At 45.2% G+C, this 24,063-nt stretch carries 29 protein-coding genes; 9 read left to right on the top strand and 20 right to left on the bottom strand.

Translation table 11 applies throughout. The features are described from left to right. The first annotated feature begins 2 nt into the window (after window positions 1–2). Complete coding sequence (cysS, locus tag AC9UH7_RS01245; RefSeq protein WP_509594009.1) at window positions 3–1,349, top strand: cysteine--tRNA ligase; 1,347 nt, start codon at window positions 3–5, stop codon at window positions 1,347–1,349. On the opposite strand, the gene AC9UH7_RS01240 is transcribed toward cysS, so the two are convergent. Beyond that, a complete protein-coding gene (locus tag AC9UH7_RS01240) occupies window positions 1,346–1,657 on the bottom strand; it encodes a hypothetical protein (RefSeq protein ID WP_509594006.1) in 312 nt (103 codons plus the stop codon). The two genes, cysS and AC9UH7_RS01240, sit on opposite strands and share 4 nt — an antisense overlap. Beyond that, window positions 1,657–2,523: an N-acetyl-1-D-myo-inositol-2-amino-2-deoxy-alpha-D-glucopyranoside deacetylase gene (gene mshB, locus AC9UH7_RS01235; protein ID WP_509594004.1), complete on the bottom strand. Its 867-nt coding sequence runs from the start codon at window positions 2,521–2,523 to the stop codon at window positions 1,657–1,659. The genes AC9UH7_RS01240 and mshB overlap by 1 nt, the downstream gene beginning before the upstream one ends. 30 nt (window positions 2,524–2,553) lie before the next feature. On the opposite strand from mshB, the gene AC9UH7_RS01230 reads away from it, so the two are divergent. Next, a complete protein-coding gene (locus AC9UH7_RS01230; protein ID WP_509594002.1) occupies window positions 2,554–3,165 on the top strand; it encodes a TetR/AcrR family transcriptional regulator in 612 nt (203 codons plus the stop codon). Window positions 3,166–3,186: 21 nt separating this feature from the next. Continuing rightward, window positions 3,187–4,524 (top strand): DEAD/DEAH box helicase, encoded by a 1,338-nt coding sequence (locus tag AC9UH7_RS01225; RefSeq protein ID WP_509593999.1) that lies wholly within the window; start codon window positions 3,187–3,189, stop codon window positions 4,522–4,524. On the opposite strand, the gene AC9UH7_RS01220 is transcribed toward AC9UH7_RS01225, so the two are convergent. From AC9UH7_RS01220 to AC9UH7_RS01210, 3 genes are read right to left on the bottom strand one after another with little or no spacing between them, the layout of a single operon-like run. Next, entirely contained in the window at window positions 4,521–5,132 is a 612-nt protein-coding gene (locus AC9UH7_RS01220; protein WP_509593997.1) for a MarC family protein, read from the bottom strand. The two genes, AC9UH7_RS01225 and AC9UH7_RS01220, sit on opposite strands and share 4 nt — an antisense overlap. Further along, window positions 5,129–5,974 (bottom strand): PHP domain-containing protein, encoded by an 846-nt coding sequence (locus tag AC9UH7_RS01215; protein WP_509593994.1) that lies wholly within the window; start codon window positions 5,972–5,974, stop codon window positions 5,129–5,131. Before AC9UH7_RS01215 ends, AC9UH7_RS01220 begins: the two co-directional genes overlap by 4 nt. Continuing rightward, a complete protein-coding gene (locus AC9UH7_RS01210; RefSeq protein ID WP_509593992.1) occupies window positions 5,967–6,860 on the bottom strand; it encodes a DMT family transporter in 894 nt (297 codons plus the stop codon). The genes AC9UH7_RS01215 and AC9UH7_RS01210 overlap by 8 nt, the downstream gene beginning before the upstream one ends. Window positions 6,861–6,882: 22 nt before the next feature. On the opposite strand from AC9UH7_RS01210, the gene AC9UH7_RS01205 reads away from it, so the two are divergent. After that, a complete protein-coding gene (locus AC9UH7_RS01205) occupies window positions 6,883–8,160 on the top strand; it encodes a magnesium transporter MgtE N-terminal domain-containing protein (protein WP_509593989.1) in 1,278 nt (425 codons plus the stop codon). A 12-nt stretch (window positions 8,161–8,172) separates the two neighbouring features. Further along, complete coding sequence (locus tag AC9UH7_RS01200) at window positions 8,173–8,670, top strand: DUF1003 domain-containing protein (protein WP_509593986.1); 498 nt, start codon at window positions 8,173–8,175, stop codon at window positions 8,668–8,670. Here the strand turns inward: AC9UH7_RS01200 and AC9UH7_RS01195 are convergent. From AC9UH7_RS01195 to AC9UH7_RS01155, 9 genes are all read right to left on the bottom strand, one after another. Next, a complete protein-coding gene (locus tag AC9UH7_RS01195; RefSeq protein ID WP_509593985.1) occupies window positions 8,638–9,759 on the bottom strand; it encodes an Mrp/NBP35 family ATP-binding protein in 1,122 nt (373 codons plus the stop codon). The two genes, AC9UH7_RS01200 and AC9UH7_RS01195, sit on opposite strands and share 33 nt — an antisense overlap. Continuing rightward, a complete protein-coding gene (locus AC9UH7_RS01190; RefSeq protein WP_509593982.1) occupies window positions 9,756–10,064 on the bottom strand; it encodes a twin-arginine translocase TatA/TatE family subunit in 309 nt (102 codons plus the stop codon). Before AC9UH7_RS01190 ends, AC9UH7_RS01195 begins: the two co-directional genes overlap by 4 nt. 18 nt (window positions 10,065–10,082) lie before the next feature. After that, window positions 10,083–11,207: a S1C family serine protease gene (locus tag AC9UH7_RS01185; protein ID WP_509593980.1), complete on the bottom strand. Its 1,125-nt coding sequence runs from the start codon at window positions 11,205–11,207 to the stop codon at window positions 10,083–10,085. Between the two features lie 10 nt (window positions 11,208–11,217). Next, window positions 11,218–11,844, bottom strand: a complete 627-nt coding sequence (locus AC9UH7_RS01180) for an O-methyltransferase (RefSeq protein WP_509593978.1) — start codon at window positions 11,842–11,844, stop codon at window positions 11,218–11,220. After that, window positions 11,841–13,319, bottom strand: a complete 1,479-nt coding sequence (locus AC9UH7_RS01175; protein WP_509593976.1) for a leucyl aminopeptidase family protein — start codon at window positions 13,317–13,319, stop codon at window positions 11,841–11,843. Before AC9UH7_RS01175 ends, AC9UH7_RS01180 begins: the two co-directional genes overlap by 4 nt. A 31-nt stretch (window positions 13,320–13,350) precedes the next feature. After that, entirely contained in the window at window positions 13,351–13,530 is a 180-nt protein-coding gene (locus tag AC9UH7_RS01170; protein ID WP_445860428.1) for a DUF3117 domain-containing protein, read from the bottom strand. Between the two features lie 95 nt (window positions 13,531–13,625). Continuing rightward, entirely contained in the window at window positions 13,626–13,820 is a 195-nt protein-coding gene (locus AC9UH7_RS01165; RefSeq protein ID WP_509593973.1) for an RNA polymerase sigma factor, read from the bottom strand. Between the two features lie 23 nt (window positions 13,821–13,843). After that, complete coding sequence (locus AC9UH7_RS01160; protein WP_509593971.1) at window positions 13,844–14,278, bottom strand: SRPBCC family protein; 435 nt, start codon at window positions 14,276–14,278, stop codon at window positions 13,844–13,846. Beyond that, the gene (locus AC9UH7_RS01155; protein ID WP_509593968.1) at window positions 14,275–14,808 is read right to left on the bottom strand and encodes an LOG family protein; all 534 of its coding nucleotides are present in this window, start codon (window positions 14,806–14,808) and stop codon (window positions 14,275–14,277) included. The genes AC9UH7_RS01160 and AC9UH7_RS01155 overlap by 4 nt, the downstream gene beginning before the upstream one ends. Before the next feature lie 30 nt (window positions 14,809–14,838). On the opposite strand from AC9UH7_RS01155, the gene dapD reads away from it, so the two are divergent. After that, the gene (dapD, locus tag AC9UH7_RS01150) at window positions 14,839–15,756 is read left to right on the top strand and encodes a 2,3,4,5-tetrahydropyridine-2,6-dicarboxylate N-succinyltransferase (RefSeq protein WP_509593965.1); all 918 of its coding nucleotides are present in this window, start codon (window positions 14,839–14,841) and stop codon (window positions 15,754–15,756) included. On the opposite strand, the gene AC9UH7_RS01145 is transcribed toward dapD, so the two are convergent. From AC9UH7_RS01145 to AC9UH7_RS01130, 4 genes are all read right to left on the bottom strand, one after another. After that, window positions 15,706–16,857 carry a SpoIID/LytB domain-containing protein gene (locus tag AC9UH7_RS01145; protein WP_509593963.1) on the bottom strand — a complete coding sequence of 384 codons (1,152 nt, stop codon included), beginning with the start codon at window positions 16,855–16,857 and terminating at the stop codon, window positions 15,706–15,708. The two genes, dapD and AC9UH7_RS01145, sit on opposite strands and share 51 nt — an antisense overlap. A 112-nt stretch (window positions 16,858–16,969) precedes the next feature. After that, window positions 16,970–17,773, bottom strand: coding sequence for an ABC transporter ATP-binding protein (locus AC9UH7_RS01140; RefSeq protein WP_509593960.1), 804 nt, complete (start codon window positions 17,771–17,773; stop codon window positions 16,970–16,972). After that, the gene (locus tag AC9UH7_RS01135) at window positions 17,751–18,578 is read right to left on the bottom strand and encodes an ABC transporter permease (RefSeq protein WP_509593958.1); all 828 of its coding nucleotides are present in this window, start codon (window positions 18,576–18,578) and stop codon (window positions 17,751–17,753) included. Before AC9UH7_RS01135 ends, AC9UH7_RS01140 begins: the two co-directional genes overlap by 23 nt. Next, window positions 18,575–19,585, bottom strand: coding sequence for a glycosyltransferase family 2 protein (locus AC9UH7_RS01130; protein WP_509593956.1), 1,011 nt, complete (start codon window positions 19,583–19,585; stop codon window positions 18,575–18,577). Before AC9UH7_RS01130 ends, AC9UH7_RS01135 begins: the two co-directional genes overlap by 4 nt. 36 nt (window positions 19,586–19,621) lie before the next feature. Between AC9UH7_RS01130 and AC9UH7_RS01125 the strand changes: the two genes are divergently transcribed. The 3 genes from AC9UH7_RS01125 to AC9UH7_RS01115 are packed head-to-tail and all read left to right on the top strand — an operon-like array spanning window position 19,622 to window position 22,452. Beyond that, window positions 19,622–20,737, top strand: coding sequence for an LCP family protein (locus AC9UH7_RS01125; protein WP_509593954.1), 1,116 nt, complete (start codon window positions 19,622–19,624; stop codon window positions 20,735–20,737). 10 nt (window positions 20,738–20,747) lie between these two features. After that, entirely contained in the window at window positions 20,748–22,058 is a 1,311-nt protein-coding gene (locus AC9UH7_RS01120) for a UDP-glucose dehydrogenase family protein (protein WP_509593952.1), read from the top strand. Between the two features lie 31 nt (window positions 22,059–22,089). Further along, a complete protein-coding gene (locus tag AC9UH7_RS01115) occupies window positions 22,090–22,452 on the top strand; it encodes a CoA-binding protein (RefSeq protein WP_509593949.1) in 363 nt (120 codons plus the stop codon). Here the strand turns inward: AC9UH7_RS01115 and purE are convergent. Continuing rightward, window positions 22,449–22,955, bottom strand: a complete 507-nt coding sequence (gene purE, locus AC9UH7_RS01110; RefSeq protein ID WP_509593946.1) for a 5-(carboxyamino)imidazole ribonucleotide mutase — start codon at window positions 22,953–22,955, stop codon at window positions 22,449–22,451. The genes AC9UH7_RS01115 and purE overlap by 4 nt on opposite strands. After that, window positions 22,948–24,060: a 5-(carboxyamino)imidazole ribonucleotide synthase gene (locus tag AC9UH7_RS01105; protein ID WP_509593943.1), complete on the bottom strand. Its 1,113-nt coding sequence runs from the start codon at window positions 24,058–24,060 to the stop codon at window positions 22,948–22,950. Before AC9UH7_RS01105 ends, purE begins: the two co-directional genes overlap by 8 nt. Window positions 24,061–24,063 lie beyond the last annotated feature (3 nt).

The raw sequence follows: 24,063 nt of genomic DNA, 5'->3' as shown, positions 1-24,063 counted from the left end.
ACATGAAGTTATACGATACAAAGTCCCGAGAACTGAAGGAAACGGCCAGCGTTAATGGCCAGCTTTCTATGTATTGCTGTGGCCCTACGGTCTATCGCGATGCACATGTTGGCAATCTTCGAACATTTATGTTGGCCGACTTAATCTCTCGAATGGTTGCTCTTTCTGGTGTCAAAGTCACCTTGATTCAAAACATCACAGATGTTGGACATATGTCCGAAGACTTCATCGAAGATGACAAAATATTAACTCAAGCAACATTAGAGAAAGTTAGCCCTCTAGAAATAGCAAGAAAATACGAAAAAAAGTTTCATCATGATTTGTCACTTTTAAACATTTGCCCTGCAGATGCCTATCCGCGAGCCAGCGAAAGCATTGATCTCATGCAATCAATGATCGCGGAATTAATTGATAAGGGTTTTGCATACGTTGGTGAAGATAAATCTGTTTACTTTGATGCACAAAAGTTTGCAGGTTACGGTGAGATAAGTGGAAATAAACTTGATTCACTCAAACCTGGCCATAGATATGAATATCACAATGACGGTGCAAAGAAGTTTCATGCTGACTGGGCGTTATGGAAAGCTGCGGGTGGGCGCAGCGAAATGATCTGGGATTCACCCTGGGGTCCTGGATACCCTGGCTGGCACATTGAATGTTCTGCCATGTCTATGGAGATCTTAAATAAACATGTGGATGTTCATGTCGGCGGAATCGATCTGCGGTTTCCGCATCATGAAAACGAACGCGCTCAGTCCAATGCTGTGATTGGTCACGAAGCTGTTGATTTATGGGTACATGGAGAACACCTGCTTTTTGAAGGCAAAAAGATGTCAAAGAGCAGTGGCAATGTTGTTTTGTTAAGCGACATTATTGCCCGCGGAATAGATCCTTTGGCGTTGCGGCTTTGCTTCCTTGAAAATCGATACCGGTCACAAATGGATCTGACCTGGAATTCCATAAAAGCTGCAGATGAAACTCTTAAGCGGTGGAGAACAAAAATGGCAACGTGGAGCTATTCAACTGAGATCACCATTGATTCTGAGATTCAATCGGCATTCAACAACGATTTAGACACACCAAAAGTGATACTTCGATTGCGGGAAATCGAGAAGAGCAGCGCAGAGAATAAACGCGAGTTCTTTATGTATGCAGACCAGGTGCTTGGATTAGACCTCAATCGTCCTGTGGTTGCTCGCGAATTGACTGCAGAGATGCAAAATCTTCTTGAAGAACGCATGAAAGCTCGCAGTGAAAAACGTTGGTCTGATAGTGATGCGTTACGAATTCAATTAGAAAATCTTGGATTACAGATAAAGGACAGTGCAGAAGGACAAAGCTGGTCTTAAAGAGGGGTTAAAATCGCAATTACAATTACGATGAATCCGAAGTTGATCAGAGAAATACCGACTGTGCTTCCTTCGATTAAATACTCATTATTTATCCCTGGCAGACCTGCACGAAAAATTACAAAGACCCACGCTGCTGCTGCGATGAATCTATAGATTCGATTACCCCATAAACGCCCTGCTGCCCAAATACCAAGAAAGGTGGAAGTAAGCGAAAGAATTAGACCAACGGGTGGATACAAACTGTAGAGAAACACTGAACTAGCACCCAGCGCTAAGCCTAAGACAAATGAAAATATGTAACGCACTAGAGAACCACACCTGAGGTTAAATCTATTTCGCGACCATTGGAATCAAATGGTGCACTCTTTATGCCTTTCACAAGTGTGTAGTACTCATCTCCCCAAATCTGCATTCCCAAGTTGTTTGAAAGCGCAAAGAAGGGGCCATCTAATGCAATTTGAGTTTCATGTGCCTTCATGGCAGCCATCTTTAAATCAACATAGGCTGAACCATCAATTAAGGTAGTGACGAATTCATCATCTTTTGCAAATGGAACATCATCAATGCTTTCTGCACCAAAGAAATCAGATCCAATTTCCTTCATCTTTTTCATACCTTGGGCAATAACAGATTTAGGAATTGTGTTCCAATAGATTTTTTGAATCTGCCACTTAGATAACTCTGAGGCACGCATTGCGACTCTGTGTGCTTGAATGTGATCAGGATGACCGTAACCACCAATTTCATCATAGGTAATTAAAATGTGTGGCTTAACTTCTTCGATGACCTCTACAAGAATTCCTGCAGCGGTGTCTAGGTCGGCCTGCCAAAATACATCTGGGCGATTATTTGGTTCTGTTCCCATCATTCCGCTGTCACGAAACTTTGTAGTTGGTGCGCCGAGAAATCGGAAATCTGAAATGCCAAGTGCTTTCATGGCAAGAGCAAGTTCTGTTTCTCGATGAGGCCCTAGTAAATCTTGCTCACTGCTAGCTAGATGAGAGAGTCCCGGAACTAAAACTTCGCCTTCTTCCCCACGCGTGCAGGTCACAAGTGTTACTTGAGCCCCACGATCGGCATATAGGGCCATAGTTGCGCCATTGTTGATGGTTTCATCATCAGGATGTGCATGAACCAGCAAGATGCGAATACCTTCATAGGGGCGGTTCATGATTGGCAATTCTGCCGTACGATTACTCCAATGAGTAACGTAGACACATCCAACAAGGCACGTTTGCCTCGAGATGAGCGCCGAGCCTTGTTGCTTTCAGCAGCCCTAGAAGTCTTTACCGCTGCTGGCTACCACTCTGCTGCAATGGATGAAATTGCAGATCGTGCCAATGTTTCAAAGCCTGTTTTGTACCAACATTTCCCGTCAAAACTAGAGCTCTACCTTGCTGTTCTAGATCTACACATCGATTCTTTAGTTTTTGAAATTCAAAAGGCAATCGCCTCGACTCCTGATAACAAAGATCGAGTCCATGCAACTGTCGATGCTTACTTTGCATTCATTGAAAAAGAAGGTGAAGCATTTCGCCTGCTATTTGAAAGTGATATGAGTGTTGAACCACAAGTCCGTGAACGACTAAACCGAATGACATACGACTGTGCAGCTGCAGCAAGTGCTGTGATTGCAATAGATACTGGCCTACCAAAAGAGGCATCAATGCTTTTGGGTGTTGGAATGATTGGTTATGCGCAAGTAACTGCTCGTCACTGGCTCGATCGAGATAGCAAGTTGAGTCGACAGGAGGCTGTGGAACTTGTTCACAACCTTATGTGGCGAGGCATTTCAGGTTTCCCGCGCAATTAATTCCGATTGGATCAAATTTAAATGACAACAACTTTTGCAGAGCTGCCCCTGCGCAGCCAAACAATTGAAGCACTGCATGCTCATGGTTTCTTAGCTCCATTTGCTATTCAGGAAATGGTTCTACCCATCGCGCTGGCAGATGGTGATGTTATTGGGCAAGCAAAAACTGGTACCGGTAAGACTCTTGCTTTTGGAATTCCAGTAATTGAGCGCGTGATTGCACCAAACGATCCAGAGTGGGAAGATTTTGCCAACAAAGGAATGCCACAGGTTTTAATCGTTGTCCCAACTCGAGAACTTTGTACGCAGGTCACACGCGACATTGAAGAGCTTGCTGCCAACCGCGGAATTCGTACTTTAGCCGTGTATGGTGGACGCGCTTTTGAGCCACAAATTGAGGCACTGCACGCTGGAGTTGAGATCGTTGTGGGCACACCAGGTCGACTGCTGGATTTATCTCGACAAGGTCAACTAAAACTCAAAGAAGTTTCTCGCTTAGTTCTTGATGAAGCAGATGAAATGTTAGATCTTGGATTCTTGCCCGATGTAGAGAAGATACTTTCAAGCACCCCTAATCGTGCTCAAACTATGTTGTTTTCAGCAACCATGCCGGGAGACATCATTGCTCTGGCTCGTCGCTTTATGAATCAACCTATTCATATTCGTACCCAAGACAGCGAAGATGAGGGTGCTGTTGTAACTCGCATTAAGCAACATGTTTTGCGCGCTCATGCGATGGATAAAATTGAAATGCTTGCTCGCATCTTGCAAGCCGATGGTCGCGGGCCAACGATGGTTTTCTGTCGCACTAAGCGAACAGCACAAAAAACTGCAGAAGATTTAATGGAGCGCGGTTTTAAAGCAGCACCCATTCATGGAGACCTAGGTCAAAGTGCTCGCGAAAAAGCATTAAGTGATTTCAAGGCAGGTAAATCAGATGTGCTCGTGGCAACAGATGTTGCAGCTCGCGGAATTGATATCGATGGAATTACCCACGTAATCAACTACCAATGCCCTGAAGATGAAAAAACATATGTCCATCGCATTGGTCGTACCGCCCGTGCAGGCGCGCACGGTATTGCAGTAACTTTTGTTGATTGGGATGAACTGGCTCGTTGGAAAATGATTAATCAAACTCTAGAGCTAGGTCTGGCTGAACCTGAAGAGACATACTCTTCTTCAGAACATTTATATGAAACCCTTAATATTCCTGCTGGCTCAACGGGTCGATTGGTCAAGGCAAAGCCAGCCGCAAAAGTCGAACCTAAAGAATCACGTGCACCACGAGCAAAGCAAGAAACCGCACCAGTGCGCACAGAGCGCACTCGTACCCGAACAAAGAAGTTTAAGGAAAGTTAAGCCGCAACAAATACGCGGATTGCATCAACAAGCATCTGCACGGCAATAGCTGCCAGCAATAAACCTGCAATACGCGCAACCAGCGTGACGCCGGATTCTTTGATGACATTTAAAATTGTGGTTGATGCCATTAAGGCCGCGGCAATTGCAACGTGGACCGCAATTACTGCTGCTACCAAGCCAAGAGCCATACTTGTTGTGTCTACTTGCTGCACGAAGATCATCGTTGCAACTATTGCACCAGGCCCAGCCAGGAGCGGCGTACCAAGAGGAACAAGAGCTACGTTGGAATCTCCATCGTCGCCATGCTTTTTTGCATTTCCAGTCAAGAGTTCTAAAGCAACCAGCAAGAGCAAAAGCGCTCCAGCGGCCTGCAAGGCTTCCATAGAAATATTGAGGTAATTTAAAATTGCACGACCAAAGAGCGCAAAAATTGAGATGACAAGAAGTGAGACGCCTGCTGCCTGTATGGCCAGAATGCGGCGCACTCGAGGTGATTTGTCCGCAACTAAACCTAAGAAAATAGGTGTTGCGCCCGGAGGATCCATGATCACAAACAAAGTGACAAAGGATTGGACCGCAAAAGTTATTGCGCTTATATCTTTCATGCTCTAACCACCCTTCTTGCATCTGCTTGTGCTTCTAATTTTTCCCATTGTTCCCTACTAGTGTGGTTTTCAGCTAATGAATTGAGTTTGCCCGTGCCATGATAGTCGCTGCTTCCAGTGATAACTAGATCAAGTTCATGTGCAATCACCCGCAACATCGCGCGTTCGTCCGGGTTTTGGTCACGGTGATCTACTTCTATTCCATTAAGACCTGCCAAGACTAAATCTGCAAAATCTTCTGCCTTCAAGATCTGCCCACGATGCGATGCAAATGGATGGGCAATTACTGCAACTCCCCCAGCTCTGCGTATCAAAGCAATTGCTTCAGCCGGTGTTGGTGCAGCATGTGAGACATAAAAGCGTGAATCATTGTGCAATAGATCAATGAATGCCTCATCACGTGATTTAACAATCTTTTTTGATACTAGGGCATCTGCTAAATGTGGACGGCCCATAGTGGCACCAACTGGCATAGCCTTCTCAACATCTTCGATAGAAATATCCATGCCCTCAGCGCGCATTTTTTCAATCATTTTGCGCATACGAGGAAGACGTCCATCCCGAGTTTCTTCTAACACTGTCTGCATCTCTTGATGATTAGGATCAAAGAGCATTCCTAGCATGTGAACACTGACTCCATCATGAGTGAGGCAAGAAATCTCAGCGCCTAGCGCTAACTTCAATGAACCTCGAAGAGTCTGGGTTGCCTCTTGCCAACCAGAAGTAGTGTCGTGATCTGTTATTCCAAGTACTTCTATCCCCTGAACGATTGCCTTATTGACTAGTTCCCGTGGCGTATCAGTGCCATCGCTACAAGTTGTATGAGTGTGTAGATCAATCATTTGAAACCCCTCGTGTGCGAGTTACGACCAATATGCAGCCAATCAAGATTAAAACTATTCCAGGAATAATCCCTGCAGGAGGTTTTTGACCTAACCACCAAAATGCGAGAACCGCGCTAACTGGAACTTCAAAGAAAACAATAAGAGAAACTATCGCTGGTGAAACTCGCTTTAGCGCAGAATTAAACATTGAATGCCCCAATAATTGAGCACCTAGAATTAAACCAAGAAGAATCCACCACTCTTTTGCGCTGAAAGAAAATATCTCGTTACCCGCAATTAATGCCATGGGCAGAGCAGTCATTGAGCATATGAAGTAGCAAATGGTTGTGTAAGTTGTAGTTTCTAAAGTTCTTTGAGCCTTCGATCCAGCCATTATGTATGCAGCTGCAAGTGCTGCAGAGATAATGGCTGCAAGGTCACCAAGAAAAGCTTTATATGAAATTTGAAGGTCTACACCTGCAACAAGTCCAACACCAATAAAACTAACGATCATTCCGAGCCATGCCTTAGATGGAATGAGCCCACCTGAAAGTTTCACAAACAATGCTGCAAATATTGGTTGCAGTGCCACCAAAGCAGTTCCAGCAGCAACAGTTGTCCACCTCATTGCCAAGAAAAATCCGACAAAGTGAAGTGCTAACAAAACTCCAGCAATTAAAGCCCATTTGACGCCAACTCGGTCACGTGAATGTCGCAATGCGAAGGGCAATGTCGCTAATGACCCGCCAAGATTTCTCCAAAAGATCAAGGTCAGAATGGGCATTGTGCTCAATGCAATCAGTGGGCCAGAAGTTCCAATTCCGATAATTCCTAGTCCTAATCGAATCAAATCCGGACGAGCGGGCATCGCCGTATGTTGGTTAATGCGGTCGCCTGCGTTCATTAGACAAAGGTACCCTTATCCCATGAGCGGCAATCTCTTAAACCGAGTATTTCTTGCCCGTCTTGCAGGTACCGCGGTCTTTGACCCAAATGGTGATCCAGTAGGAAAGGTGCGAGATGCTGTCGCGACCCTTCGTTCTACAAATCAGCCACCGAGAATTCTTGGGCTAGTTGTAGAAGTTCCACTTCGTCGAAGAGTCTTTGTTCCCATTACCCGCGTAACCTCTATTGAAAGTGGAGCGGTTGTAATTACTGGATTAGTAAACATGCGCCGATTTGAAACACGTCCAGGTGAAGTTCTAGTCCTTGGAGAAATGCTAGATCGCTCAATAACTTTGCTTGAATCTGGCGAAGCTGTTGTTGTTGAAGACATGGGGATGGAAGAAACTCGAACTGGCGATTGGTTCATTAATCGTGTTCACATCATGCGTCGAGGTCGCGGCTTGCGCCGAAAGGGAGCAACATCCACTGTTGCTTGGGAAGAAGTCACTGGTTTTGCATCTACTGAACAAAATCAAGGTGTTGCAAATTTAATGTCAACACTTGCCAATTTACGTGCTGCTGACCTTGCTGCAGTATTGCAAGATCTCGCACCTAAGCGCCGCATTGAAGTTGCAATCGCACTTGACGATGAACGTCTTGCCGATGTGCTTGAGGAAATGGATGAGAACGATCGAGTTGCATTGTTAGCTGAACTTGAAGGTGAAAGAGCTGCTGATGTATTGGGTGAAATGGATCCTGATGATGCCGCCGATTTACTCCGCGAAATAGGTGAAGAGCGAGCTAATGCACTTTTGGAATTAATGGAGCCAGAAGATGCAGAGGATGTTTTGCGTCTGATGAACTACGAGGATTATTCTGCAGGTGGAATGATGACAACTGAACCAATTGTTCTGACTGCAGATTCAACAGTTGCTGATGCATTAGCTGCAGTTCGACAAAAAGAGATTTCTCCTGCACTTGCATCACAGATTTATATATGTCGCCAGCCTGTTGAAACCCCTACCGGTCGCTTTCTTGGGGTTGTCCATTATCAGCGCTTGCTACGCGAACCACCGGCGACGCTTTTGGGATCAATTGTTGATAATGATTCAAAAGGCGTTAACCCAGATTCAACTTTGCATGAGGTTTCCTCATATTTAGCTAGCTACAACATGCTTTCATTGCCTGTTGTAGATGCTCATGAGCGTTTGCTTGGAGCTGTCACAGTTGATGACGTGCTCGATCACTTATTGCCGGAAAATTGGCGACACGATCATAGAGAAAAATCACCAGTTACTTTTAAGTCAGAAACTTTGTAAGGAGGTCGAAAAATGGCACGCACTAATGGACTAGACACTCCTCGCGAAACCCGACGTTCGCTACGTCCTAATTTCGATCCAGAAGCATTTGGTCGTCTTTCTGAACGTTTCGCACGTTTCTTAGGCACTGCGCGGTTCCTCGTATACATGACATTTTTTGTGATGTTTTGGGTATTGTGGAACTTCATTGCTCCAGTAGATCTTCGTTTTGATGACTATCCATTTATATTCTTAACTCTGATTCTTTCACTTCAAGCTTCATACGCTGCACCGCTAATTCTTCTTGCACAAAATCGCCAAGCGGACCGTGATCGAATTCAGCTCAATCAAGATCGCGAACAAGACGAACGTTCGATTGCAGATACTGAGTATTTGACCCGAGAGCTTGCGGCATTGCGCAATTCATTGGGTGAAGTTGCTACTCGTGATTTTGTGCGAAGTGAACTTGCCGATTTAGTTGAAGATTTAGCAAAAGAGCTACGTAGAGATACCCAAACGGACTCCGAGTAAAGATTTATTTCGCTTTACAATTTTTTCAGCAACATCAAAAAGTGCAACGGCTGCAAATGAGGTTGGGTCAGCTTCAACTATTGGTGCGCCATCATCTCCGCCAGTACGCAAGGCTGGGCTAAATGGAATCTTTCCAAGTAATGGAACATCACTACCTACTAATTGGGATAGTCGACGAGAAGTCTCTTCTCCCCCGCCCTCTCCAAATAGTGACATCGGCTCACCACATGATGGGCACGGAAATTGCGACATGTTTTCGATAACGCCAATTACATGCTGATGGATTTGATGGGCGATGCGACCTGCGCGTTCGGCAACTTCAGCTGCTGCAATTTGAGGGGTTGTGACAACCACAATTTCAGAGTTGGGAATCAACTGGCCCAAAGAAATGGCCAGATCGCCGGTTCCAGGCGGAAGATCGATTAACAAAAGATCAAGATCGCCCCAATACGCATCTGAAAGTAGTTGCTCCAGAACGCGGTGTAGCAATGGGCCTCGATATGCAACGGGATCTGAGCGTTCTGGCTTAAACATTTCCATTGAAACGGTCTTCACGCCGTAGGACTCTAAGGGAATAAACATCTGATCAATTGCCGTTGGACGTTGTCCCATCAATCCCATTAACCGTGGAATCGAGTGTCCATAAACATCTGCATCTAGAATTCCAACGTTCAAACCCTTTTTTGCTGCAGCAACTGCAAGGTTGGCTGTAACCGATGATTTTCCAACTCCACCTTTTCCAGAGGCAATTCCAATAACACGAGTCAATGAATCAGGTTGAGCAAACGGGATGAATTTTTCGCGTCCACCGCGGACAATCTTCTTAACATTATTTCGTTGTTCTTCTGTCATGACTCCAAAAGTCAGGTCTACTGATGTCACACCACTTACTGAAGTTATTGCAGTTGTAACATCGTTTCGCAATCGATCTTGCATGGGACATGCAGAGATCGTGAGCAAAACAGTGACTCTTACAGCACCATCGCTTTCTTCAAGGTCTTCGACCATTCCCAAATCAGTGATTGGGTGGCGAAGCTCAGGATCTTGGACCTTGGCTAATGCTTCAACTATCTGGTCAATTAAACTCACAGTAGATCTGGATCAATCTTCGCCACTGGGCGATTTATCTTTGGTTTTGGTTTTTCATCATCCAATAAATCGGCAACTTGCTTCTTTAGGAAAGTCTTTGGATTTAGATCCTTGGGCTGTAAATCTTCAAAGCCTGGTCCCAAATTTTCCCTAAGTTCTGTAGTCGCTGTAGATGCTAATCCGCGAAGCTTTTTGACCCAACGCGCGGCTTCTCCAGCTAGCTTCGGCAATCGTTCAGGTCCAACCAGCATCATGCCCAAAATGGCAAGCCCAAGAAATTCGCCTGCACCAATTCCAAAGAACATATCGTTAGCCTACGCCAATTACTTCTTTGCTGCGATCAGAATCAAAGTGACTGACTTTTTTGCTCCATCGCGCATATAGACAAGGGTTACGCGATCCCCAACATTCTTGGATCGAACTGAAACCACCAACTCTTCAGGAGTATTAATCTTTTTTCCATCAATCTCAATAATAATATCGCCGCCCTTAAGGCCAGCCTTTTGCGCTGGACTTCCAGGCAAAATCCCACTTCCAGATTTTGAAATCTGTGCACCAACTCCGGTGTAGTTCGAATCCAATGAGATTCCTACGATTGGATATGTGGCAACTCCGAACTTGATTAACTGATCTGCAATTTTGCGACCTTGGTTGATAGGAATTGCAAAACCTAAACCAATTGACCCTGCCTGCCATGAAGAACCGAGAGATGCAATTGCAGAGTTAATGCCGATTACCGCACCAGTTGCATCAACTAGTGGACCACCTGAGTTTCCTGGATTGATTGCAGCATCTGTTTGTAATGCATTAATGAAGGAGCTTTCTGTTGATGAGTCTCCTGTGGTAACTGCTCGATCTTTTGCGCTAATAATTCCTGTTGTAACAGTCCCAGATAGGCCAAGTGGCGAACCAATTGCAATAACAGCATCACCCACTGCAATCTTGTCGCTGTCACCAAATTGCAATGCCTTTAGCCCGGTCGCATCAATCTTTAGCACCGCTAAATCAAAAGATGCATCACGCCCAATTACTTTTCCGATATATGTGGAGCCATCATTAAGTGAGACTTCAATTTTTCCACCACTTTGAGCTGCCTCACTAATCACGTGGTTGTTGGTAAGAATGTATCCAGAACTGTCAATCACAAAGCCTGATCCGGAACCACCGCCGTTAACAGTGCGTGTATTAATTGAAACCACTGAAGGCAAAACTCTTTGTGCAATTCCAGCGACAGAATCTGGTGCGCGCTCAATCGTGCTAGTCGATGACACTAAATTAACGTCACGGAAAGGTGAACCGCCGCCCGCATTAACCCCTAAAAAACCACCAAGAGATCCGGCAAGAAGTGCGATTAATACAAGGCTTCCTTTTGAACTCTTAGAAGATGTCGGTGCTTGCCACCAGGCATTAGTGGCGGGCTGAGCACTCTTTTGTCGCGGAAATATCATGACCGTATCTTCACACCTTGGTGGCTATAAGTAAGCCATCACCTATTGGAATCAAAGAACTCACCCAATGCTCAGAGTCATTTTTGATTATTTTACCAGCGTCACGCAATGCGACAGTCTTTGGGTCTCTTTGCGCCGCGTCGCTGACTTTGCCCCCACCATAGTAATTATCAATAACTAGCGCTCCACCACTACGCAAAATGCGGTGGGCCTCCCCGATGACAAAGCTTAAATCTTCAGGATTATGACGCACTACAACTAAGTCATATGCGCGATCAGTAAGTTTTGATATTACATCCACCACGTTGTTAGTAATTAGACGATAGCGACTTTGTGGAATGTCAGCATCACCAAATGCCATTTTTGCAATCTGAGTGTGTTCCATCTCGTCATCAATTGAGGTGAGAGTTCCACTTTCGAGCATTCCGTCGAGCAACCACAATGATCCAACACCTGAACCGGTACCAACTTCAACTACAGATTGTGCCTTTAATGTAAAAGCTAAATAACGCAGAAATGCACCAGAGCCAGATGTTGTGTCAGAAGCTCCAAGTTCAATACCTCTGGCGCGTGCCTGAGATTTAAAGAAATCTTCGGGAATAAATCCTTCGGCAAAGGTGTGCGGATCTACTCTCATGAAAGGGATGTAATCCATTCTGTAAGCAGGCGAACACCAAATCCTGTTCCGCCCTTTGAATTTTCTCCAGCATCAACTTCGCTGCGTGCAGTGCCGGCGATATCTAAGTGAACCCAACGTCGAGTTCCAACAAAGTTTTCTAGAAACAGCGCCGCCGTCACAGATCCAGCAGAATATTTGGCTTTGCTGGCATTGTGATTGAAATCTGCAATGTCACTGCCTAGTGAATCTTTGTAATCATCAACAAGTGGCATGTGCCAAACACGATCACCTGAAGCTTCGCCAGCCCTTGTTAACTGGGCAGCAAGAGCATTGTCACGTGTATACATCGCAGCATATTGGCGACCAAGTCCAAGAGTTGCTGCGCCAGTTAAGGTTGCAATATCAACCAAGTAATCAGGATCAAGATTGAGATCTGCATATGCAAGACCATCTGCCAATACCAAGCGGCCCTCAGCATCAGTGTTGATCACTTCCACAGTTGTTCCGCCGTAATGTTTAATGACATCACTTGGGCGCTGTGCGGTGCCAGAGATGGCGTTTTCAGCCATCATCATTAACGCTGTTACTCGAACATTTGGCTGTAATTCTTCCAGCGCAGTCAATGTCGAAAGAATTGCGGCAGATCCAGCCATATCGCTTTTCATCGCCATCATCGTGTCATATGGACGCTTTAATGAAATTCCGCCTGTATCAAAGGTTATACCCTTGCCAACTAACACAATATGGGGCAAAGCATTGATTGACTTCTTCTTTGATTTTGGTTGGTATGAGACCTCAATCATGCGGGGGCCAGGCTTTGGTGATGATCCACCAACGGCTCGCAATCCACCAAACTCTTTAAGGTCAGCGCCTGCAAAGATTTTAACTTTAAGGCTAGTTCCCTTTGAAAATGATTCGGCCTGCTTTCCCATCCATGCTGGTGTTTTAATATTTGCTGGTGTGTGAACTAGATCGCGAGCGCGACACATTGCACGTGCAATTACTGCTGCATCTTCGACTGACTTCTTATCTTTGCTACCAATGAGCAATTGCGATACTTCTTTTTTCTTATCAGTCTTTAGATTCCAAACCCAGGCACCAAGTGACATAGAAATTGCATGTGCTTTAACTTCCTTGACTGCACAAGCTGAGAAAACCGTAACGCTCTTACCGCGCACTTTGCGCCCAACTGAAGCACCAGCAGCTCGAAGTGCAGCACCACTTTGATCCCCAACTCCAACCAGGTAGATTCGTTCGGTAGGAGAATCGGTGGCACTGACTGGGATCTCAAAAATTTCTCCGGCTTTTGCAGTTGGTCCAAAAAAGGTTAGCTCGTCTACAAGGTTGAGTCCAAAGAAACTTTCGATTTCTTTTACCAGTGGTCCAACGAATTCAAATGAGTCTTCGGAATTCTTGATGAATCCGAGAGCAATTGAGTTAGCCGAGGATGCCGCTTTGATTTCTAGCGGGGCGGCGATTGGCAGAGCTGACATGATTGGTAAGGCTAGTGCCTTGGAAAAGGAATTACTTCTTAACTAGTGCGACTGCGGCGTGTAACGCGGCACTGAGGTTATTTGCTTCTTCTGCGTTCATTTCGACGACTAAGCGGCCGCCACCTTCTAGAGGGATTCGCATCACCAAAGAGCGAGCTTCTTTCGTAACCTCCATTGGACCATCACCAGTGCGGGGTTTCATGGCTGCCATGTGGGGACTCCTCTAATCGGTTGAATTACTCTTTTTGAAGCAAGGGGATAAGTATCTCGCACAATGCGCCGTTGTGCGAAATCGAAGATAGGCCTTTATATCCCCAAAATTGCGCTCAATCTGGCTTTGCCTTGCTTGATAATCGCTTCCACAGAGCGCTCTGGCACCCCTAGCATCGACGCAATCTCGGCTGCTGACATTGATTTGAGATAGTGCATAGTCAAGATGATGCGTTCTTCATCAGGCAAGGTGGCAAGAGCATCTGCCAAAGACTGCGATTGCTTGCCCATTGGCTTAGTTTACTTCGTTTAACTTACTTTCTATGGCGCAAATGGCGGCCGAGCTTGGTCAGTGAGATCCGCACTCCAGCGTATAAACCAGGTGCGATAAGCAGGAATATCACTCTTGGGGTCAATATCTCTTCGGACCAATCAAATCGAGTTGTCTTTGAATCTATTGCGGACAATTCAAATCGACCAGTGCCCTTGATAATTTTTCCAGTGTGCAGAACATCGCAGATATGTGGTGGTTGCCATGAAGTAACAACCATGTGATCCATTACTCCAACTTTACCAATCCCTGTAAATGCAGAAATTGATGTTCCAACTCCTTCACGAACTTGCGATGTAACTTCAACTTTGGTGAGCAACATCCAATCACCTTGTGACTCCCAATCTGCCAGAGCATCCCAGACCTTTTCGATCGGTGCTTTAATGATCAGGCTCATTGCAATGTGATTACTTCTCATGCACCACAAGCTTTCAATGCTTCTTCAACATTTGTAGTCCATTGAATGATTTCGCGCATTCCAGGCTTAATAAATTTTTCTTCTTCAAGATGAACTATCAATTCATGTAAGGGTGCATATATTTCAAATGGATCCAAAATTACAACGGGCTTAGTGTGAAACTTTAAATAGTGGCCCACCCAAATCTCAAAGAACTCCTCAAGTGTTCCGGCTCCCCCAGGTAATGTAATGAATGCATCTGAAATATCTGTGATCATGTGTTTGCGCTGACCCATGGTTTCTACTACATGGAGTTCATCGTTATCGTGATCTGCAAATTCAATGTCTACGAGGGCTTGCGGAATGACACCAACTGTCTTCCCGCCTTTGTCACGGGCGCCACGGGAAACAGCACCCATCATAGAAATATGTCCGCCACCAGTAACTAATTCGTTTGAGGATGCCGCAATCCCTTGGCCAAGTTGGTAGGCAAGCTCTACGTACTTGTCATCAATTGTTGGGGATGACGAGCAGAAGACGGCAATACGCATACCGCTAACAATAGAGGCTAGGCTTAGGACATGACGACCATTGCATCTGGCCACGGAATCGCAACACTATCCAAGGGAACTACTTTGGATGTTTGGTTCCCATCTCCATCCCTATCCGGTCTAACTGGTTCTGCTCCTGCAGAACTGATCTCATTAGCTGGCGCAGATGAAGCGCGCGCAATTACTCGCGAAGTCATTAGTATCGAAATCGATTTAACAAAAGCACCCGAAACTGCTGCAGATGCTTATCTACGTTTACATTTGTTGTCACACCGACTTGTAAAGCCCCACGGAGTTGCACTTGATGGAATTTTTGGGCTTCTCAGTAATGTTGTTTGGACCTCAGTTGGTCCCTGCGCCGTTGACAGTTTTGAAATCACTCGAGCACGTTTGAAGGCAGTGCATGGACATGTCAGTGTTTATGGTGTTGATAAGTTCCCACGAATGGTTGATTACGTTGTTCCAAGTGGAGTCCGAATTGCAGATGCAGATCGGGTTCGCCTAGGTGCCCACCTTGCATCTGGCACTACTGTCATGCATGAAGGTTTTGTAAATTTCAATGCTGGAACATTGGGAACTTCAATGGTTGAAGGTCGTATATCTGCTGGTGTTGTTGTTGGGGATGGCACCGATGTTGGTGGTGGTGCTTCAATCATGGGCACACTCAGTGGTGGTGGAAAAGAAGTCATCTCAATTGGTGAAAAGTGTTTACTGGGCGCAAACTCAGGCTTAGGAATTTCTCTTGGTGATAACTGTGTGATCGAAGCTGGAACTTATATAACTTCAGCGGCAAAGGTAAGGCTTCCTGATGGTGAAGTAGTTAAAGCTGGCACGTTGTCTGGCGCAAGTAATCTTTTGTTCCGACGTAATTCACTTGATGGATCTCTCGAAGTTGTTTTAAGGACTGGGACTTGGGGTGGGCTCAACAGCATTCTGCACGCCAACTAAATCAAAGTAGGCAGATGGAATTTTGGTTCGGCTTCTAAAGGTTTCGCCTCGTAAACTCTTTTGTACGCCGGAGCTTGAGGTCGCCTTTATTGTTGCAACCGTTCCACTGGTATTTTTCATAACAATCTCTAACTTAACAACATCGGGCAAAACAAAGGCTGCCGCAACTGCTGCTTGTGAAACTGTCCTTTCCCACTTAAAAAAGCGGGGGTTCAGGATTGGATCCAGGCTGGATGGATCTGGGATTGTTTGTGTGTAACTTATTTGTGTACCCCAAGCATTTCCAGAAGTTTCTGTCTGTCCCCCACTTGAACTAGAAAAATAAGCAGCGATGGGCTTTCCTGCTTGGGTAAGTGTCATTCCAGCAGTGTTGGTAACTGCGGCTTTCCACAAATGTCCCCAGCCTTTTTCTGTCTCTTTGGCATATCCAAGGAATGATTGATCTGATATCTCGCCATAAAGATCGCAATCACAGGATGCTCTATATATTCCTGCTTTACTCATGGCAAATGATCTAGATGCAATCGCTTGCGCCTGAAGGGCAGCCTCTGGCCAGGATGATGGAACTTCACTAACTCCCCACAGGTATTCATCAGCTAGGCGAACAGAGTTTGTAATTTCTAAACGATATCCAAGGGTGGATGCCTTTACCGCTCTTACTTGCATCTGACCGTAGCGATACTTTTTTGTGGTCGCTGTGTGTGAAAGCGAAATCACTCCATCAACGCCTTGTAGGTAACGAGTCCCACTCCAGCGAATTGTGAAGACTCTGTTGCGCGGAATACTTGTAGTTTTCTTTCCATTAAGAACACTAGGCACAACCGTTGAACCCAAAATACTAAAATTCAGAGAACTCTTAACCGGAACAACCGCTAAAGGAATTGCATCTTGCGCATCTCCAATATCGCCATTGTAGATTTGAATTATTGCATCTTGTGTTGCAGTTGCTATTTTTGCAGATGTAAGTAAGTGCCCAACGTTTACTCGCAATATTTTTGTGTCATCTAAAGGCGCGATTACGACATCTTTGTAGTAGTAATTAAGAATTGCGGTTGCAGTTTCACCCGCCATAGCTTTTGCTCTTGCTCCAATTTGACTCATACCAACACCATGGCCATAGCCGGCACCCTGTACTTGAAAGGCAGTAGGAATTTCTACTGCTGTAGATTGTGTTGGAAAAATAATGGCAAGAGAAAGCGCCAGAATTATAGGTTTAAACATCCTCATCAATTGCTGCGCTCTTTCCAAGGTGTAAGAACTCTTGATAGGCATCAATAACTGCATTTGGCTCGCCACGTTGAACTAGTTTTCCTTTGTGTAGCCATGCAACATCATTACAGGTGTCTCGCAAAGTTTGCATCGCATGGCTCACTAAAATCAGGGCACGATCTTCGCCACGAAGTTCCTTTACGCGGTTGAGGCTTTTTTCTTTAAACTTGGCATCTCCGGTACTAAGTGCTTCATCAATAATCAAGATATCTGGGCGCACCACGGCTGCAACTGAAAATGCTAGCCGCGCATACATACCTGATGAGTATGTGCGCATAGGGGCATCTATCGCATCGCCAAGTTCTGAAAATTCAGCTATCTCTTCAAAGTTACCCGCTATTTCCTCGCGTGACATTCCGGCAGCTAGTCCACCAAGAAAAACATTGTCACGGCCAGACATTGATGGATTAAAGCCAACGCCAAGTGCCAGCAATGTGCTGACAGATCCATAGACCTCGATGCGACCCTGTGAGGGAGGCAAGATGCCGGCAACACATCTCATTAGAGAAGATTTTCCAGCACCGTTTGTGCCAATCACACCAAGCACATGTCCATATTGAATATCTAAATTAATCTCGTCCAGTGCTCTTACAACTCGCGTTTGCTTCTTCCCACGCCCCAAAGACTTTGCTCGAGATTTAAGGGTCGGCTTCTTATCAATAGATGTTGTATATGTAAGTCCTACTCCACGGATCGAAACCGCGAGTTCATTTGTTATGTGTGTATTAGAGACGGACAGCGAACTCACGCTCCCTCGATAAAAAGAAATACGTACCAACAAAAAAGATTCCAGTGGCCCAAGCTAATCCTTGTAGCATGCTCGAAAATTGAGGAGTTTCTCCTTGAACCATTGCACGTGACCATGAATCCAAAATTGGGAAAAGTGGATTAACTACTTCAAGTGCTCGCAGACTTGGTTTCAAATCAGCTGCTGTATAAAGAATAGGTGACAAGTACAAAAGCGTTCTAGTTAGGTACGGTAAGAAACTTGCTATGTCTCTGAAATACACATTGATACAGGAAATTGTGATTGCCAAACCGAGTGCAAGAAAAATAGTTATCAAAAGCACAGGAATGGCCCAAAGCATTTGAAGTGAAAATGGTGATCCAACAATTGCTTTAATTGCAAGAAAGACAATGAGTGTGGGTAGAAATTTGAATATTGCAATCACTAGCGCTGATATTGGAAGCATTATTCGTGGGAACGCGGTGTTAAGAATTAAGCGCTGGCCTGCGGTAACAGATTTCACGCCACCAGTAAGACTGTTTGCTACAAGGTAAAACAGAAACAAGCTGGCAGTTAGATGTGCATACCGTTCACTATCTGTGGTGCCACCAATAATGATGATCAAAATGAAATAAACGGCCGACAGCAATAATGGATTTATAACTAGCCACAATTGCCCAAATACAGAGTCAAAATGTTGCTCTCGAAGTTCAGATTTGGAGTACTCCTTGATGAAGGTCCGACGAGACCATAGAGACTTCCAGTAACGGCCCAGTTTAGGCAGGCCAGCTTTGAATGGCTCATATACCTGCAGTGGCGTGCTCACGGGTTCAAGGTTACAGCAGGGGCTAGTGACTTAGGCGAAGTAAGAAATCCAAGCCCCCATGAAATATGCATTGTTAGCAATATTGTGGGTAAACACAGAATCTCGCCCATACTTTTTCCGATTACTCCAGAAGCAATCAGGATAAACACAGCATATGTGAGGGATGGAATGAATAGAACCGGAGAAATTAACAATCCGAGTATGAGTGAAAGCGTTGTTGCAATAACCGTGAAGGGCGGTGCAAAATAACGGTAATTGATAGTGCCTTTATGGCGGCGTGAGACTACACGTCGCCAACGACCATATTCGAAGTATTGCTTTGCTAATGCTTTTATAGTTGATCGAGGCCGATAGGTAACAACTAAACGAGGATCAAAGTAAACAATGCCGCCAGCTTGGCGCAATCTGAAGTTGAGTTCCCAATCTTGGGCACGAGTAAATCGTTCATCAAATCCACCAACAGCAAGTAATGCTTCTTTTCGAAATGCACCGAGATACACAGTGTCGACTTCCCCAGCGCCTCCGCCAGTATGGAATCTAGAAGCACCAACCCCTAGTGGACTGCGCATCGCACGTGCAACAGATCGCTCAAATAGAGATCGGCCTTCAGCGGCCATTACACCGCCGACATTTACTGCACCTGTGTTTTCCAAAATCTCTGACACCAAATTACAATAATTATTTGGGATATTTGCATGGCCATCGACTCGAACGATAATTGAGTATTGCGATGATGCAATTGCCAAATTTAAACCAGCTGCAGTTCGACCTGTTGGATTGTCAACAATTACTACACGAGAATCATTCTTGTGTAATTGCTGAGCAATTTCCAAGGTTCTGTCCTGCGAAGGCCCAATCGCTAAAATTACTTCCATCTTGCCATCGTACTTTTGGGTGAGGATCGCATTTACGGCATCAGTTAAGTACTTCTCCTCATTCAAGACAGGCAGAATTACCGAAATCTCCCGCTTCGGTGAGCCATATAACGCATTAGCTGATGTCGGCATAACGCGTACACGCTATCGCTCAAGTACGCTCAGACAGTGAAATCAACGCGGGCAATTCGGATTATTACCTCACTCTCCCTGGGAGTAGTCCTTATCTCGGCCATTTCTTGGCTTGGCCTCGGGCAAGTAAGTGGAGCCATTGATCGAGTTGATGTATTCGGAGCCTTGGATTCTCGTCCCGATAAACCAAACAAAGCCCTTAACTACCTTCTCGTCGGATCAGATACTCGTGAAGGCTTAACAAAAGAGCAACGTAAATTGCTTCGTGTTGGATCTACTGCAACCGCGGCAGGTAAACGCTCTGACACGATGCTAATTGTTCACATCTCTAAAGCTCGCGACAAGGTAACTTTAATCTCGATTCCTCGCGATTCTTTAGTCACAATTCCTGAACATGTGTCATCTATCGATAAAACTAAAATTATCCCAGCAGCAAAAGGAAAGATTAATTCTGCATTCGCTTTTGGTGGTGCTCCGCTTCTCATTGAAACTATTGAAAATGAAACTGGTGTTCGAATTGATCACTATATTGAAATTGGTTTTGCAGGATTTGCGGGCATGGTGGATGCGTTGGGTGGGATTGAGGTCTGTACCAAGAAAGACATAGATGACCCAGGTAGCCACTTAGTTTTATCTGCCGGAGTTCACACTCTCAACGGCGTTGAGTCGCTTAAGTATGTTCGAACACGTGACTTCGATGGCATGGGTGACCTTGGTCGCATGCAACGTCAGCAACAATTCCTAGGATCTTTGTTAAGAAAAGTAACAAGCACTGGGGTTCTACTCAACCCAATAAAACTCGTTAACTTCTTTAATGCCGCAATTGCCACAGTTACAACTGACTCCGAACTTAATGAGTCTGATCTACTTACTCTTGCAAAACAAATGAAAAATCTTTCACCGAGCAAAGTTCGCACCTTGACCATTCCGTTGAGTGATGTCAATGCCCGCGTACCCGGACTGGGCTCAGTAGTTGTGTGGGACCCTGTATTAGCCCCCGATCTTTTCAATCGTTTGCGTGAAGATTTGCCGCTTGTTGATGAAGTGACCCCCTCACCATCTGCCTCAAGTACTGCTGAAGCAACTCCTACTGTGATCGATAAATTCAAGACTCGTACCGCTGATGAAAATCCTTGCGGGGCTCTGAAGTAAACTCCCGCACATGACTTTAACTCTCTCGGTTGTTGGCTGCGGATATCTAGGAGCCACCCACGCTGCATGTATGTCTTCACTTGGCTTCACTGTTGTTGGTGTGGATACAGATCCAGAAAAAGTAGCGCTTCTCCAGAGCGGCAAGTTACCTTTCTATGAGCCAGGACTAGATACTCTTCTAGAACAAGAGATGAAAACTGGCCGACTCTCTTTCACGACAGATTTTTCGGCCGTTAAAGATGCTGATGTTCACTTTGTCTGTGTTGGTACTCCCCAAGTCAAGGATGGATTGGCTGCAGATTTAACCTATGTAAAGTCGGCAGTCTCTGCAATCGCTCCTTACCTAAAAGATGGATCTCTTGTCGTAGGTAAGTCCACTGTTCCAGTCGGAACTGCACAAGCTTTACGCAACGAACTTGCCAAGATTGCTCCTCAAGCAGACCTTGCTTGGAATCCTGAATTCCTTCGTGAGGGCTTTGCAGTTGAAGATACGTTGACCCCAAACCGTTTAGTAGTTGGTGTTGCAAATGATCGAGCTGAAGAGATACTTAAAGAAGTTTATGAACCAGTGATTGCATTAGGAACTCCATGGATTCGTGCAGACTTACCAACATCTGAACTTGTAAAAGTCGCTGCAAACTCATTCTTAGCAACAAAGATTTCTTTCATTAACGCCATGGCCGAGGTGTGTGAAGCCGCTGGTGGAGATGTCACTGTGCTTGCAAAAGCAATTGGTTATGACCCACGCATTGGAAGTCGCTTTCTGCAAGCAGGTATTGGTTTTGGTGGAGGCTGCCTTCCAAAGGATATTCGGGCATTTATGGCTCGTGCTGAAGAGCTGGGTGCCAAACAAGCCCTCGAGTTTTTGCGAGAAATTGATGCCATTAACTTACGTGCCCGCCAGCGTGTGATTGATATTGTGCGAAACGTTCTTTCTGAAGATCTTACGCAATACAAAATTGCCGTCTTAGGTGCAACATTTAAACCTGACAGTGATGATGTGCGCGACTCCCCAGCCTTAGACATCTCTGTGCAATTGCATGCAGCAGGAGCTGAAGTTGTCATTCATGATCCGCAAGGTATTGAGCCTGCTCGCAAGCGCTTTCCAAACCTTAAATACTCTGAGGTCATTGAGGATGCCATTAAGGATGCAGATTTGATTCTGCACCTGACGGAATGGAAGGAATACCGCCAGATCGATCCAGCGGGAATATCTTCTCTGGTTAAGGGCAAGGTCATCATTGATGGTCGCAACATGCTTGATCGCACTATGTGGCGCAGCGCTGGTTGGAAATTCCACGCATTAGGGCGAACTGATTAATACCAAGGAAACAATTGATGCAGTCCTTGAGTTGAAAACTTGGGCTGTTGTTGGTCTTGGGAACAATCCTGAAAGAGCAGCATTTGGTGTTGCAAAATTGCTACAAGATAAAGGTCACCGAATTATTCCGGTTTATCCTCGAGCAGAAGTTGTGCACGGCGAAGTTGGCTACAAAACTTTGTCTGAAATTCCTGGACCTGTAGATGTTGTCGATTGCTTTGTTAACTCAACTCTTGTTGGAAAAGTCGTAGATGAAGCTATCGCCATTGGTGCTAAGGCAGTTTGGTTACAGTTGGATGTTATTGACACTGATGCAATTGCGCGCGCGCATGCAGCAGGTTTGTTAACGATCATGGACCGCTGCCCTGCAATTGAATATCGGGCTCGAGGTTAAAACCCAGTTTTTTGGTTGCGGCGAGACTTTAAACTCTCGCCTTTTTCCTTCGCAATTGCATTTATCTCTTTCAAAGCATCTGCAACCTTTGCTGAGATAGCGGAATCGGAAATGCCAAGTATGCGAGCTGCCAAGAGCGCAGCATTTTTTGCATTATCAACACCAACTGTTGCAACAGGAACCCCGGCAGGCATTTGTACTATTGAAAGAAGGGAATCCATTCCGTCCAGATTCTTTAATGCAATTGGAACTCCAATTACTGGAAGAGTAGTTAATGATGCGACCATTCCAGGTAAATGTGCTGCGCCACCTGCTCCAGCAATAATTACTTTGTAGCCCTTGGCTTGGGCACTTTGCGAGAACTCAACCATTTCAAGTGGCATGCGATGGGCTGAAACAACATCTACTGAATGTGAAATTCCTAGATCATCTAAGACGTTGGCGGCTTCTTGCATCGTTGGCCAGTCTGAATCTGACCCCATGATGATTGCTACATCACTCATCAATTTCTCCGCTCATATAGTCCACTGCATGTTGAACTTCTTCGGTTAATTCTAGGAGATTTTGACCCAGAAGAGTTACATGGCCAATCTTGCGACCTGGGCGTGCATCCTTTTTGTAATTGTGAAATTTTAGGGCTGGAGTCCGAGCCATTAGGTGTAAGTAGGGTCTATACATATCTGTTTTTGTGCCACCTAACACATTTCCCATAACAGCAATTGGTGCTGTCATTGATGGGTCACCCAGTGGCAGATCTAAGATAGCCCGTAAATGTTGTTCAAACTGGCTGGTGTGCGATCCTTCGATTGTCCAGTGACCTGAATTATGGGGACGCATAGCTAACTCGTTAATGAAGAGGTCTTCTCCCTTCACAAACATTTCAACTGCCATGACTCCAACTACTCCAACTTCTGCAGCAATATCAAGTGCTAACTTTTGTGCTTTTTCACTTAATGCAGCAGTTAGTTGTGGCGCAGGTGAAATAGTCATCACGCAAATACCATCTTTTTGCACAGTCTGTGTTGGAGCCCAAGTAGTGGCTTGACCATGTGGTGATCGTGCAACCATGACTGCAATTTCATAATCAAATTCAATCAATTCTTCAACTAGAACTTTCCCAACCTCTTTGACTACCTCTGAAAGTTCTTGTCGGGAGTTAATCTTCCAAACACCACGGCCGTCATAGCCTCCTAATATTGCTTTCGCAATGACTGGATATTCAGATACTTGGCTTGAATCTGTGACTACTTGGAAATTTGGTGCAGGATAAGCGCTCAATTTTTCACGCATCGCTGCTTTATCTTGTGAATAGACAAATGATGCAGATGAAGGTCGAACTACTATCCCATCGGCCTCAAGTGACTTAATAATACTTAGTGGGATTAATTCATGCTCAAAGGTGACTACATCACAATTCTTTGCAAATGACTTTACTGTTTCTAAATCTTTGTAGTCGCCAACAACGTGATTAGTAACTTGTGCGCCAGAATCATTACTGTCAGCAGCTAATAGAAGAAGATCGACTCCGAGTGCTGCAGCTGGCGCAATGCTCATTCGAGCAAGTTGACCTGCGCCGATAACACCGACTGTCGGAAAGGTTTTTCTCACTGC

Source organism: Candidatus Planktophila sp., assembly GCF_044348745.1.
GTDB lineage: Bacteria > Actinomycetota > Actinomycetes > Nanopelagicales > Nanopelagicaceae > Planktophila.
This window is presented reverse-complemented; position numbering and strand designations above follow the sequence as displayed.

What these genes read in the sequence shown, in the direction of transcription:
- AC9UH7_RS01205 (WP_509593989.1), top strand. Translation starts at nt 6,883, where the DNA reads ATGAGCGGCAATCTCTTAAACCGAGTATTTCTTGCCCGTCTTGCAGGT.
- AC9UH7_RS01170 (WP_445860428.1), bottom strand. Translation starts at nt 13,530, where the DNA reads ATGGCAGCCATGAAACCCCGCACTGGTGATGGTCCAATGGAGGTTACG.
- purE (WP_509593946.1), bottom strand. Translation starts at nt 22,955, where the DNA reads ATGAGTGATGTAGCAATCATCATGGGGTCAGATTCAGACTGGCCAACG.
- cysS (WP_509594009.1), top strand. Translation starts at nt 3, where the DNA reads ATGAAGTTATACGATACAAAGTCCCGAGAACTGAAGGAAACGGCCAGC.
- AC9UH7_RS01165 (WP_509593973.1), bottom strand. Translation starts at nt 13,820, where the DNA reads ATGGGCAAGCAATCGCAGTCTTTGGCAGATGCTCTTGCCACCTTGCCT.
- dapD (WP_509593965.1), top strand. Translation starts at nt 14,839, where the DNA reads ATGACGACCATTGCATCTGGCCACGGAATCGCAACACTATCCAAGGGA.
- AC9UH7_RS01145 (WP_509593963.1), bottom strand. Translation starts at nt 16,857, where the DNA reads ATGAGTCAAATTGGAGCAAGAGCAAAAGCTATGGCGGGTGAAACTGCA.
- mshB (WP_509594004.1), bottom strand. Translation starts at nt 2,523, where the DNA reads ATGAACCGCCCCTATGAAGGTATTCGCATCTTGCTGGTTCATGCACAT.
- AC9UH7_RS01130 (WP_509593956.1), bottom strand. Translation starts at nt 19,585, where the DNA reads ATGCCGACATCAGCTAATGCGTTATATGGCTCACCGAAGCGGGAGATT.
- AC9UH7_RS01180 (WP_509593978.1), bottom strand. Translation starts at nt 11,844, where the DNA reads ATGAGAGTAGATCCGCACACCTTTGCCGAAGGATTTATTCCCGAAGAT.
- AC9UH7_RS01155 (WP_509593968.1), bottom strand. Translation starts at nt 14,808, where the DNA reads ATGCGTATTGCCGTCTTCTGCTCGTCATCCCCAACAATTGATGACAAG.
- AC9UH7_RS01200 (WP_509593986.1), top strand. Translation starts at nt 8,173, where the DNA reads ATGGCACGCACTAATGGACTAGACACTCCTCGCGAAACCCGACGTTCG.
- AC9UH7_RS01230 (WP_509594002.1), top strand. Translation starts at nt 2,554, where the DNA reads ATGAGTAACGTAGACACATCCAACAAGGCACGTTTGCCTCGAGATGAG.
- AC9UH7_RS01210 (WP_509593992.1), bottom strand. Translation starts at nt 6,860, where the DNA reads ATGAACGCAGGCGACCGCATTAACCAACATACGGCGATGCCCGCTCGT.
- AC9UH7_RS01225 (WP_509593999.1), top strand. Translation starts at nt 3,187, where the DNA reads ATGACAACAACTTTTGCAGAGCTGCCCCTGCGCAGCCAAACAATTGAA.
- AC9UH7_RS01220 (WP_509593997.1), bottom strand. Translation starts at nt 5,132, where the DNA reads ATGAAAGATATAAGCGCAATAACTTTTGCGGTCCAATCCTTTGTCACT.
- AC9UH7_RS01160 (WP_509593971.1), bottom strand. Translation starts at nt 14,278, where the DNA reads ATGAGAAGTAATCACATTGCAATGAGCCTGATCATTAAAGCACCGATC.
- AC9UH7_RS01175 (WP_509593976.1), bottom strand. Translation starts at nt 13,319, where the DNA reads ATGTCAGCTCTGCCAATCGCCGCCCCGCTAGAAATCAAAGCGGCATCC.
- AC9UH7_RS01120 (WP_509593952.1), top strand. Translation starts at nt 20,748, where the DNA reads ATGACTTTAACTCTCTCGGTTGTTGGCTGCGGATATCTAGGAGCCACC.
- AC9UH7_RS01185 (WP_509593980.1), bottom strand. Translation starts at nt 11,207, where the DNA reads ATGATATTTCCGCGACAAAAGAGTGCTCAGCCCGCCACTAATGCCTGG.
- AC9UH7_RS01190 (WP_509593982.1), bottom strand. Translation starts at nt 10,064, where the DNA reads ATGTTCTTTGGAATTGGTGCAGGCGAATTTCTTGGGCTTGCCATTTTG.
- AC9UH7_RS01215 (WP_509593994.1), bottom strand. Translation starts at nt 5,974, where the DNA reads ATGATTGATCTACACACTCATACAACTTGTAGCGATGGCACTGATACG.